At 34.8% G+C, this 11153-nt stretch carries 10 protein-coding genes and 2 pseudogenes; 5 read left to right on the top strand and 7 right to left on the bottom strand.

The window, feature by feature from the left end:
* The first annotated feature begins 2 nt into the window (after positions 1 to 2).
* Both Q7C23_RS11630 and Q7C23_RS11625 read left to right on the top strand, forming a co-directional pair.
* Complete coding sequence (locus Q7C23_RS11630) at positions 3 to 1331, top strand: SWIM zinc finger family protein (RefSeq protein WP_375032677.1); 1329 nt, start codon at positions 3 to 5, stop codon at positions 1329 to 1331.
* 152 nt (positions 1332 to 1483) lie between these two features.
* A pseudogene (locus Q7C23_RS11625) lies at positions 1484 to 1690 on the top strand (transcriptional regulator); the annotation flags it as partial.
* A 60-nt stretch (positions 1691 to 1750) separates the two neighbouring features.
* On the opposite strand, the gene Q7C23_RS11620 reads toward Q7C23_RS11625, so the two are convergent.
* From Q7C23_RS11620 to Q7C23_RS11590, 7 genes and pseudogenes are all read right to left on the bottom strand, one after another.
* Positions 1751 to 2260 carry a hypothetical protein gene (locus Q7C23_RS11620; RefSeq protein ID WP_375032676.1) on the bottom strand — a complete coding sequence of 170 codons (510 nt, stop codon included), beginning with the start codon at positions 2258 to 2260 and terminating at the stop codon, positions 1751 to 1753.
* 58 nt (positions 2261 to 2318) lie between these two features.
* Positions 2319 to 2558 (bottom strand): hypothetical protein, encoded by a 240-nt coding sequence (locus Q7C23_RS11615; protein ID WP_375032675.1) that lies wholly within the window; start codon positions 2556 to 2558, stop codon positions 2319 to 2321.
* Between the two features lie 52 nt (positions 2559 to 2610).
* A pseudogene (locus Q7C23_RS11610) lies at positions 2611 to 2958 on the bottom strand (DNA polymerase beta superfamily protein); the annotation flags it as partial.
* 161 nt (positions 2959 to 3119) lie between these two features.
* On the bottom strand, positions 3120 to 3932 hold the full coding sequence (locus tag Q7C23_RS11605) for a hypothetical protein (protein WP_375032674.1): 813 nt from the start codon (positions 3930 to 3932) through the stop codon (positions 3120 to 3122).
* Positions 3933 to 4091: 159 nt separating this feature from the next.
* The gene (locus Q7C23_RS11600) at positions 4092 to 5513 is read right to left on the bottom strand and encodes an RtcB family protein (protein WP_375032673.1); all 1422 of its coding nucleotides are present in this window, start codon (positions 5511 to 5513) and stop codon (positions 4092 to 4094) included.
* A gap of 291 nt (positions 5514 to 5804) precedes the next feature.
* Positions 5805 to 6341 carry a hypothetical protein gene (locus Q7C23_RS11595; protein WP_375032672.1) on the bottom strand — a complete coding sequence of 179 codons (537 nt, stop codon included), beginning with the start codon at positions 6339 to 6341 and terminating at the stop codon, positions 5805 to 5807.
* Positions 6342 to 6962: 621 nt separating this feature from the next.
* Positions 6963 to 8480 carry a TROVE domain-containing protein gene (locus tag Q7C23_RS11590; RefSeq protein WP_375032671.1) on the bottom strand — a complete coding sequence of 506 codons (1518 nt, stop codon included), beginning with the start codon at positions 8478 to 8480 and terminating at the stop codon, positions 6963 to 6965.
* 125 nt (positions 8481 to 8605) lie between these two features.
* On the opposite strand from Q7C23_RS11590, the gene Q7C23_RS11585 reads away from it, so the two are divergent.
* The 3 genes from Q7C23_RS11585 to Q7C23_RS11575 all read left to right on the top strand — a co-directional run bounded on the left by Q7C23_RS11585 (position 8606) and on the right by Q7C23_RS11575 (position 11101).
* On the top strand, positions 8606 to 9229 hold the full coding sequence (locus Q7C23_RS11585; RefSeq protein ID WP_375032670.1) for a hypothetical protein: 624 nt from the start codon (positions 8606 to 8608) through the stop codon (positions 9227 to 9229).
* Between the two features lie 154 nt (positions 9230 to 9383).
* A complete protein-coding gene (locus Q7C23_RS11580) occupies positions 9384 to 10415 on the top strand; it encodes a helix-turn-helix transcriptional regulator (protein ID WP_375032669.1) in 1032 nt (343 codons plus the stop codon).
* 227 nt (positions 10416 to 10642) lie between these two features.
* Positions 10643 to 11101 carry a MarR family winged helix-turn-helix transcriptional regulator gene (locus tag Q7C23_RS11575; RefSeq protein ID WP_056193743.1) on the top strand — a complete coding sequence of 153 codons (459 nt, stop codon included), beginning with the start codon at positions 10643 to 10645 and terminating at the stop codon, positions 11099 to 11101.
* Positions 11102 to 11153: the final 52 nt, after the last annotated feature.

Below are 11153 nucleotides of genomic sequence, written 5' to 3'. Positions count from 1 at the left end.
AAATGACAGATCTCGAATATAATTATAAAGGAATATCGACTTACAGTAAAACCAAAGGCATCAACAATCTGGTTTTGGCACATCAGACCGAAATTGAAGAGGTCAATAACATTCCGTGTTTTTTCTGGGGAAGTTTGACAGATCCTTATGTTACTGCAAAATGCTGGAGTACGATTGCCAAAGTGGTTCGTTCCAGTTTTGGACCTATTCCGCCAAGTCTTCGTGATCCTATCGTTTCGGCAGGATCTGAGCGCTTGCGTTTCGAAGGGTTTTCGTCTTGTAATGGAGTATATGTACGACTGGATATGAAGCCTGAAGCGATTGACGGAGAATTTATTGCCAACGGAACGACGAATGTCGATTTTAATGATCCGATGCTGAATGCCTTAAATGCGATTCAGAAAAACGAAAAAGTAACCCTTGCCGTTGGCCAGCAGGATGTTCAGGTGATTACCAGCAAAGCAAAAGTGACCGAGAAAAAAGTGACTTTACCAATGCGCTGGATAAAAGGTTTAACGAGTGTTCAGTTGTATCTGGCAGATATGGATATTAAGTTTGAGTTGAATAAAATTCAGACGATTCAGTTGTTTCAAAGTTTACCAAAAGGAGCTGTAAAAGGTGATTTTTTTATTACCAAAAGAGCCGGGAAATTTATGTTTTCGACTTTGGCTACAGCCGACAGTGTCAGAATTGGCGGTGTACAGCGTTTGCGTTTGTTAGAAGGAATTCTGGCCATTGTAGATAAAATTTATATTTATGAATCGTCAGACAAACAAACGTGTGCGATAGTGGCTGAATTTGGAAAAATGCAGCTTTTAATGGCTTTTTCTCCTGACTCGTATCGCGGATTTTCAGGCGAAGGAAACGTATTGGAAACCATGACTGAAAATTTACCAATAGAATGGGTTTACGGATTAAACAGTTTATTAAAATCAAATGAAACTTTTGATCCAACGATGCTTTCTATAGAAAATGACATTGATTTTGGAACAATGGGCAACCTGACGTCCAATTTATCTTCAATGGGATTATTAGGATACGATTTAAGCGAAAAAGCGCATTTCTACCGTCGTCTTCCTTTTAAAACCGAACGTATTTTATCGCTAAACCCAAGACTAAAAAATGCCAAAAAACTAATCGATAATGAAGACATCGAAATCGTCGAGCGAAGAACCGATTATATCGAAGCAAAAGTAAAAGGTTCGGGCGTTTTACACAAAGTGATTATCGATGCTAATTCGCAAAGATGTACTTGTGACTGGTTTACGGCTTATCAGGGTAAAAGAGGAATTTGTAAGCACATTTTGGGAGTTAAGATGATGGTTTCTTAAATAATTGATTTTTTCAATTTAAACAAAGTAAGAAAAAGAGTATATTTACACCTCGAAAAAACGCTAAAAACGGTACCTTATCGAATCAATCATGTTTTTTACGCATCACTATCTTTTTGAAAAATTTTAAATACCCTTGACTTATGAGCACAGCAATTGAAAACTTTTCTGAAGAATCTGTTTTTAATTTCTTTAATAGCTTTTACGATAATAGTACTAATAGTGGTGCTCAAGGAAATATTCATAACAATCATTGCACATTCAATCCTCTTGATAAAGTTGTGGAGCTTTACGAACGTTTGGTTTTGGCTGAAAGAGAAAAGGTTGAGTATTTAGAGAAGTTATTGAAAGGGAAATAATATTCTTATCTAGGATTTATATACAAAATGCGCAAAAGTTATTTTGCGCATTTTTTGGTTTTATTGGTATAATTCTTCTCTAATTTTTATTAAATTTTGAATTGCTTTTTCTTCATTTGGCTTTTCTGGTAAAGTTGAAGTCTCATAATGATTTTCAATTAAAACAATTAGATTATCTGCCATGTCAAGCAAATCATCATATTCTTTATTTCCAGCTTTTATATCGAGTAATTCCTCACGATTTGAAACTCTGATATTCAATTTTCCAGTAGACAGAATTTGTTCAGCGGTTTGCAAAAGCCGGATCGTGTGCATCATGTTTTTACTGTCATAATTTTTTCCGTGCTTTTGATTGGTATCGTAGCGATTTTCGTTTCGTTTCTCGATCCAATTCCAATATTCTTTGTATTCTTTACAATATTTCGAATAGCCATCCTGATTGCAGGACAAATAGCCGATTAACTTTTCGTTTTTAGGAATAGACGAAAGCGAAACTTCATTTGAGTTTTCTTTTTGAATAATTCCTTTATAGCCTAAAGTTTTATCCTGATCATAAAATAACGCAAACATTCCTTTTGAATGGCCAAATTAACCAAACCACATTGCTCCTGATTCAACTTATTTTCTGCTAAAAAATATTTAAAGCAAGCGTTTCATATCCTTTCAGGACATAACAAAAATCTAAAAGACTTTTCTTTTCCTTTGGCATTGGATTTACTATTTTCTTGTTTAAACCTCTCGCCTTTTTGATTTGTGTAACGGCGTAACCGGCAAAAGAATCTTTGCAGAGTTTAGATAGAAAATCTTCTAGTCGCAAATACTCCATTAAAGGATGTCTATATAAAATAGAATCTTCCGGCGAAGCCAAAATTTCTAGAATATTAGGATTGTTTTTAAGCAGCAATTCTACAAAACGACCAATGTAAAGTCGCTATTGGCGAAAAACATTCTACGGCTAACTCCTGCATCTGTTTTACAAAATCGTCATTTTGGTAATACACCACAGGCGAAAACAACCACTCTATCAAAGGTGCGTTAGATTTTGCTAATAACTTTACGGCTTTCCGTAAGTCCCAACCAGAACCGTCAAGATCGTCTTCTGTCATGAATTCGATTACATCTGGTTTTTCCCAAAGCGATAGATAATATTCTGGTTTGTGTTTGTATATAAAACGGATATCATAATCGCTGTCCGGAGAAGCAAATCCCCAGGTTCAACTTCCTGATTCCACAGCAAAAAGTATTTCTACATCCTTGCTTTTTTCTATTTCTTTTAATTACGCTAATATTTTTTCTTTCATGATGGTTTTCAAATATAAATAAACAAAAAGCCTTTAAACCCAGTAAAAACAACTGATTTAAAGGCTACAAATAAAGTCGGTTACAGACTTACTTTGTTAGTATAAATTAACCGAAAGCAATCCCGTTTTCAAACCAAAAAATCCGAACACAATCGTTGTTTAAATCGATCAATAGGTTTCAAATCGACATTGGTATCTCCGTTGAGAATATCAAAAGGATCGTCTAAACCGCTAATTAATAAATACAAATAGCAAAACAAAAACGTAATGGCAGAAGTTACCAAATAATCGGCCGAAGGGCTTTTGAATTTGGTAATCAGTAAAAGCGACATGACGATAAACAATATACTTTGCAGTAAGGTATAAGCTGGCTTGATAAAGTTGTTTCTCGAAATCGAATAAGCACGCGTAAGCTGTTTTCGCATCGCATTTGTATTTTCCTGTATGCCTTTTATGGCTTCTTTGTCGACACCTCTTTCGGCAAAATAATAGGCAATCTCATTTGATTTTCGAATTAAGGGAAAGATAACCGTAGAATCTTTTCCGTGGGAATAAATCCATGCAATAATACCATCGGTAATCCCAATCATTTGTTCGCGTAAAAAGGTGCTGTCTAATTCCTCCTTGCACAAATCAGAAGTTCCTGTTCTTGGCGCCTTGAAAGCCAGATAAATCCAGTCTTTTATTGCTTCGAGATTTGAAGCCACTTCGCCCGGGATTTTTTCACTTTCTTTAAAATCGGTCATGGTTGCCGCCAATAACAATCCGAATACAAAAAAGGCTCCCGTAAAAATGATTGTAATATCAGACAGTTCAATCAAATCGTGAAAATCCTGTCCGTAAAGTGAAAGTTTTTTGAAGACAAAATTTTTAATTATTAATATCGCTAGTGCGGCAATAAATGACTTTAAGATTATGGTTCGCTGTTGTATAAATTTCATTAATTTTTTTTGCACAAATTAAAGTATTTTAATCTCGCAAAGGCGCAGAGTCACAAAGTTTTCTTTTATACTATGTGTTTTAAGTTTTTTAAGCACTGTGTTAGACGCACTGCTGTGCGTCTCTACATTGAAAACTGTGACCGTGACTGAAAACTAAATTTAATCTTCTCTACTCCCGTCATCCGCCATTCTGACCATTTTTGGGGTAAACTTTGCTACAACGTCGACCAGATCCTGTTGTGCTTCCATAACCTGATTGATATCTTTATAGGCCATTGGCGCTTCGTCTAAACCAGCTCCAATAAGTGTTACACCGTGCTCTTTTAAGATGGACTGCATTTCGGTTTTAGTGATGTTTTTAATGGCCTGAGTTCTGCTCATTTGTCTTCCTGCTCCGTGCGAAGCCGAATTGATCGCGTTCTCCTCGCCTTTTCCTCTCACTAAAAATCCCGGTGCGGTCATACTTCCCGGAATGATTCCCATTACGCCTTTTCCAGCTGGGGTTGCTCCTTTTCTATGTACAATTACTTCTTCTCCATTCCAGGTTTCTTTCCAGGCAAAATTATGGTGGTTTTCGACTTTGGCTAAAATCGTTGCTCCTAATGCTTTCTCCATTTTGTGATGGATAATTTCATGACAAGCCGAAGCGTAATCTCCCGCCAGATTCATCGCCATCCAATATTCCTGACCCAATTGCGAATTCATATCCAGATACGCTAAGTTTTTTGCCACTTCCGGAAGTTTACAAACCTCTTTGGCCATTTTAGTATAATATCCGGCAATAGTTGCGCCCATTCCACGTGAACCAGAATGCGTTAACAAAGCGACATATTTCCCTTTTGGGATATTTAAAACCGCATCGTCTTTGGCAAATTCCATGATTCCGAATTCCACAAAGTGATTTCCTCCACCAGAAGATCCTAATTGTGACCAGGCTTTATCTTTTAAGTTCTTCACAAACGGATTCATATTGAAAGTATCATTGTCCAAAATCGAGTGATCTGATTTGTATTGTCCCTGAAAACCATGACCCGCACCAAACTTAGAATGTGCCACTAATTCTCTTTTGAATTTAGCTTCATTTTCAAAGTAAAAAGCTTCCGGAATATCATAAACCGACAACGCCATTCTGCAACCAATATCAACCCCAACACCATACGGAATAATGGCATTTTTAGTGGCTAGAACTCCGCCAATAGGCAATCCATAACCTTGGTGCGCATCTGGCATTAAAGCTCCGGCAACGGTAACCGGCAATTTCATGGCCACTTCCATTTGTTTTCTGGCGCCGTCTTCGATATGTTCTAATCCGTAAGCTGAATAGGCATTTGGATTTTGATTTAAAGTGATGAAATCCTCCGGTTTTTCATTCGCTTTTTCGATTAAGGCCGTAGCGAGTTTGCTAAAAATAGCATCGTCTGTATAATTTTCTGGTGTTTCCAAAACGCTTTTGAAATTGGTTATCATTTCATCACGTTTTAACCCATGTCTTTTACTGTTTATTTTTAATGCGATTCCGATTATCTTTCCTTCCGGGAATCCTAATTCTAATATATCTGTACCGTTTATTTGTGTTTTCATTTTTTCTTTTATTTTGATAGTACAAAGGTTATTCAGTACTACGCAGTTATTTTGCGTAGATAAATTTAATTCTAAGTTTTTTTGCTGAGCGAAGACATATTTCTCGCAAAGTCGCAGAGGCGCAAAGTTTTATTAAAGCAACGATTAAGCGTACTCTTTGTCATTTCGACCGAAGGGAGAAATCACACGCGTAATTCGACAAAGATTGTCCTTTCGTTGCGGAGTTACTTGCGGAGATTTCTCGTGCCTCGAAATGACAAACTGTACGATAAATTAACTTTGTGGAATACATCAAACTCTTAAAAGTTCATTTTTGAGATATTCCCTTAAATTATTTCCAAACATAATAATATCGGATTGCATAGCTGAAATAACAGGCGAAAGATATTTGTCTTCAAAAACTACAAGAGCACGATGATTATGCATCGGAATGTAACCTACTATTTTTGAAACATCAAAACCCGCTTCGGTAAGAACCAATTCTGCTTCAAATTTATTTTCATTAATTTGATCAATAAAACCTCTTAATTTTTCAAAATCTTCAGGATATTGATGGAAAAAGTTTTCACGAGCATATTTAATATCTAATTTATCTTCGGGATTAATTGAAATCAAATTAGTTTCTATATTCGAGAAAATTAAAAGCATTTCTCTGTATTCCCAAGGAAAATCAAATCCGAATAATATTTGTAATTGATCAATTTCTTTTCTACTAATTCCCTTTATAAATTTAGTATTGGGTTGAATTTGAAAGCCCCAAACATCATCTCTAAGTTGTATTTTTTTAAACTTTTTTTCAGCTTTGTATATAATTTGTTTGATTGTCATAATCTAAAATGTTTTATTTAATAATTTAAAAGAGGTAATGTTTAGGAATGGTTTAATTTTCTTTGGAACGAAGGAACCATTTCCTGACGACACTCTTTTTTTTAAGAGCAATATTTTATAAGTAGCCTTTAGGACTCGAACCTAATTAAATCTACCAACGAAGTAATACTTATATACGGCATCTTATAAATTTGAAAAAGTGATAATTGGCCAGAGTATTTTGAATCCTTTACGAAGTAGCTCTGACACACGACATTTTTCAGTTTTAAAAAGAAGTAAAAAGCAATAAGAGAAACGGGGCTTGTCTTGCCAGAGTCGAACTGGATAGCCTTGCTGATTCTACAACTTCGCTATTCCTCCCCAAATTTGAGACGAAGTAACCCTTATTTACGACATTCTTTTTTTATTTTAAAACAAGACAACATTCAAAAAGATATTTTCTGCTCTACCCACTGAGCTACAATTCTATCTTTGATAATAGAATTGATGGCAATTGAACCCACGACACGAAGGAGCTCTTTTTTATGGAACTTGTTTTTTACTTTTAATTTTCAATGAATTTTTCTATTGCAAAGATTTAAATACTACTGCGCAATTATTTTGCGCAGTAAATATTCTTTTTTACAATTCTATTCTGTTAATGTAATTCAAAGCGCTGTTTTTATCGTCTAAAGCATTCAATACATCAAATACTTTATCAGACCAGCCTGCTATCAAATAAACATCGTTTTTCTCGACATTTATTGGTGCCTGACCGTAACCAGCCAAATCAAATAAATACAATTTTGCATTTGGAGAGATCTTTTTGTATCGGTTCCAGGAATTGGCAAAACTATCTTTGGTGTAAGCATTGTTCCACATTTGAACATCGGTAAACAACATTACTTTATCAACGATTTCTTTTCGTTTTATCAAATCTTCCAAAACCAAATAACCATTTGTTGCGTAACCTACTTCACCTTCTCGCTTGTAGTATTCGTTTACGTTTGCCAATATCGCTCGTTTTGGCATATTGATTATTTTCCAACGGTCACCAAACATACCACTTACCACATTTTTACAACGATTTTGCATCAACATACCCAACATCAAACCAATATCGTAAAGCATGACTTTACTTTTTGGAGAGATATTTTTCTGCATTGAACCTGAAACGTCGCAAGCAATTACAACAGCTGTGTTGACATCAAAACCTTTTATATTTTGTGCGCTCATCATAACGGCATCTTCCAAAGCATCTAAAAGCATTGTCGTATATTTATAATTCAAGGCTTTCAATTCGCGATAAGCAGCTAAAAATCGGAATGGCAATTGTTTTGAATTCAAAACGGCTTTTTCATTTGAAAGATAATCACTCACTTTTGCGATATGAAAACCAGAAACATTCGCTTCTAATATGTTTCGCAAATTACGCAACAAAGCCATATAGCCTATTTTGTTACTATCGATCAATTCTTCCCATTTTTGGGTGAATGTTTTTTGTTTTTCTGCTTCGTTAAAAAACTTCACCTGACCCAATTGTGACAATTCAGTTTCCCATGTATAAGGCGTTTCCAAAGTGTTATTTGCTATTTTATTAAACAATACTTGTTGTGCCTCATCTTTTGCTTTTGGATGCACCAAAAACAAAGCATCTTTCAATTTTACCACACTATCACGGTTGTATTTTGCAAATTGATATTCATCGAATTTGTTGAAAGAAGTTGCCAAACCTTTTTGTATTTGTTTTGACAAACGATTCAATTTTTTGATATCGTTTCGCTCATTTGCCATTTGGTAATAGGCCAATAACTCTGTTATCTCGTCGGCACGTTGTATAACCTTCGTAATCATTTTACTGATTAAGGAATCTCCTGAATATATTTTAGCCAATTCTACAATTAAAACCAAAGGCACTGAACGCATGTGCATTTCATTTCGTGCATAAACCGCCAACTTAGCTACAAAAACCGGATTGCTTTTTTTGATCAAATCTTTTATTCGATCTAAACGTGCAGTATCTTTTTCATAAAATGAAGCATTTAAACTTGTTGTTACAACTGCTGCATACAATTCATATTCTGATGTTAATGAAATAGCAGGTGCCTTTTCGTAATTAACTATATTGTTTTTCTCTTTTGCTAAAAAATTGAATTTCATAATTTCTGGTTTTTAAAATTAAACAATCAACGTTGTTTCGTTTTGACATTACAAAGATTTCAGAGCTACTACGCAATTATTTTGCGCAGTAAAAAAAGAATTTTATATTTGAGTAAAAAAGGCTTATGAATCTAAAGGAAAAATACACCCAATTGCTTGCCAATATTGGCTTTGGAGAAAATGAAATAAAAAGTAATTGGTCGAATTTAGAAAAAGCCTATTCCAAAAAATCACGGCATTATCATAATCTGAAGCATATTCAAGATATGATTGCGTGTTATGAAACCTATTTTGATCAGCTTCAATTTCCGAATGAAGTTTTGTATTCGATTTTTTATCACGACTACATTTATGTAAGCAGTAAAAAAGACAACGAACTAAAAAGTGCGGAATATGCGGTTAAGATTCTTCCAAAGGAAACTACTCTGAATTCGGCATTGGCTTTTGATATGATTTGTGCAACACAACTGCATCAGCATAATAAAATAGAAGATATTAACTGGCTGATCGATTTTGATTTGAAAATCCTCGCCAGAGATTGGGACGATTATAAAATCTATTTTGAACAGATTAGAAAAGAATATAGCATTTATCCTGATTTTCTTTATAAGCCTGGACGAGCAAAAGCCTTGAAACATTTTCTGGAAAACGAATTTATTTTTCAGACGGATGAATTCAGGAAATTATATGAAGAGAAGGCACGGGTTAATATTGAAAAAGAGGTGAGTATTTTAGAAAGCAAAAAATAATCTCGCAAAGTCGCAAAGTCGCAATGTTTTTATAGCCACAGATTAAATGATTAAAATGATTAAAAAAAATCTGCTCGATCTGCTCCCGATAGCTATCTGGACTGCGAGAGAAAAAACTGAGTGCCTTAGCGCCTTCGCGGCAAAACCCCAAACTATGTCACAAAACAAAAATGCCTTAATACGCTACAAAACGATTGACAAATGTCTGCAGAATAAATACCGGCAATGGACTCTGGAAGATTTGATCGAATGTTGTTCTGAAGCTTTGTTTGAATATGAGGGTCGGGAAAATCCGATTAGCAAACGGACGATTCAGATGGATATTCAGCTGATGCGTAGTGAAAAGCTGGGTTATAACGCGCCGATTGTCGTTTATGATAAAAAGTATTATAAATATGAGGAGGACGAATTTTCGATCACGGATATTCCGTTGACAGAAACGGATATGAATGTTTTAACCGAAACGGTTTCGATGCTGAAACAGTTTAAGGATTTTTCGTTGTTTAGCGATGTATCGGATATTTTACAACGTTTGGAGGATAAAATCTATGCGGAGAAGTCGCATACAAAACCGGTTATTTATCTGGATAAAAACGAGAATCTGAAAGGGCTGCATTTCTTAGACGAGATTTATCAGGCGATAATTAAGAAAGTTACGCTTGTCATTACGTACAAATCTTTTAAATCGAGAGAAGAAACCAAATTTCATTTTCATCCTTTTATATTGAAGGAATTTAATAATCGGTGGTTTTTGGTAGGAAAGACAAAAAGTTCACAGCCTGTTAAAAATTTGGCTTTGGATCGCATCATCGCAATTGACTACGATTTTAACCTTCCTTATATAGAAGAAGATTTTGATGCGGATTCTTTTTATAAGAATGTAATTGGCGTTACGGTAAATACAGGCTTACAGCCCAAGCGAATCGAACTTTGGATTGATGCGGTAAATGCGCCTTATGTTGTGACCAAACCTTTGCATTCGTCACAGCGATTAATTAAAGAAAATGAAGACGGAAGTATTATTGTGCATTTGTTTATTTTGCCGAATTATGAGATGGAACGTATTTTATTGGGTTTTGGAGACGGAATCGAAATTCTCCGGCCCGAAAACCTGCGAAACCGAATGAAAAATATCCTGCAAAAGGCTCTTTCTAAATATGAATTGAATAATAATACTGCATTATAAACAGCAATTTTTACATTATATGGAATTTAACTCCGTTTTAAAGTCATAAAACAATTTTTACCGCACTTAATTTGTTAAAATATCAAAAAAGAATAGTATATTTCAATTAAAAAATAACCATAAAACACTGAAAACCAGAACAAAAAATTTATTAACCAAAAATTTATCTAAAAATAATATGCATGCATAGTATTTTTTGATTATATTTGAAATCGATATAGTTACCTATGAAAGACAAAACAATAGATTATATTTTGAGAGCGACATGGCAAGCTGTTTCAAGAATGTATAACGAAGAAGCTGCAAAGTACGATGCCACAATGGCTACCGGGTTTGCTCTTTTGAGTATCGACAAGGAAGAAGGAACGCCTTCGACAGCGTTGGGGCCAAGAATGGGAATGGAAGCCACGAGCCTGACCAGAACATTAAAATCAATGGAAGACAAAGGTTTGATTGTTCGCAAAAAAAATCCATCTGACGGACGCGGTGTTTTGATCTACCTGACCGAATTTGGAAAAGAAAAAAGAGATTTATCTAAAAATACAGTTCTGAAATTTAATGAAACAGTTAGAAAACATGTCTCGGATGAAAAGCTGAAACATTTTATCGAAGTTTCTGAAATTATCAACGAATTGATTCAGGACAAAAACATATTTACCCAAACAGAAAACAAAGAAAAGGAATAAGCAGATTCGTATTACTGGAGACGGCTTATTTCAATTCAAAATAAAAAAAATA

This window comes from Flavobacterium sp. LAR06 (genome assembly GCF_041946075.1).
GTDB lineage: Bacteria > Bacteroidota > Bacteroidia > Flavobacteriales > Flavobacteriaceae > Flavobacterium.
The sequence above is the reverse complement of the archived record's forward strand: the minus strand, read 5'-3'. Positions and strand labels throughout refer to the sequence as shown.

What these genes read in the sequence shown, in the direction of transcription:
- Q7C23_RS11630 (WP_375032677.1), top strand. Translation starts at nt 3, where the DNA reads ATGACAGATCTCGAATATAATTATAAAGGAATATCGACTTACAGTAAA.
- Q7C23_RS11620 (WP_375032676.1), bottom strand. Translation starts at nt 2,260, where the DNA reads ATGTTTGCGTTATTTTATGATCAGGATAAAACTTTAGGCTATAAAGGA.
- Q7C23_RS11605 (WP_375032674.1), bottom strand. Translation starts at nt 3,932, where the DNA reads ATGAAATTTATACAACAGCGAACCATAATCTTAAAGTCATTTATTGCC.
- Q7C23_RS11600 (WP_375032673.1), bottom strand. Translation starts at nt 5,513, where the DNA reads ATGAAAACACAAATAAACGGTACAGATATATTAGAATTAGGATTCCCG.
- Q7C23_RS11595 (WP_375032672.1), bottom strand. Translation starts at nt 6,341, where the DNA reads ATGACAATCAAACAAATTATATACAAAGCTGAAAAAAAGTTTAAAAAA.
- Q7C23_RS11590 (WP_375032671.1), bottom strand. Translation starts at nt 8,480, where the DNA reads ATGAAATTCAATTTTTTAGCAAAAGAGAAAAACAATATAGTTAATTAC.
- Q7C23_RS11585 (WP_375032670.1), top strand. Translation starts at nt 8,606, where the DNA reads ATGAATCTAAAGGAAAAATACACCCAATTGCTTGCCAATATTGGCTTT.
- Q7C23_RS11580 (WP_375032669.1), top strand. Translation starts at nt 9,384, where the DNA reads ATGTCACAAAACAAAAATGCCTTAATACGCTACAAAACGATTGACAAA.
- Q7C23_RS11575 (WP_056193743.1), top strand. Translation starts at nt 10,643, where the DNA reads ATGAAAGACAAAACAATAGATTATATTTTGAGAGCGACATGGCAAGCT.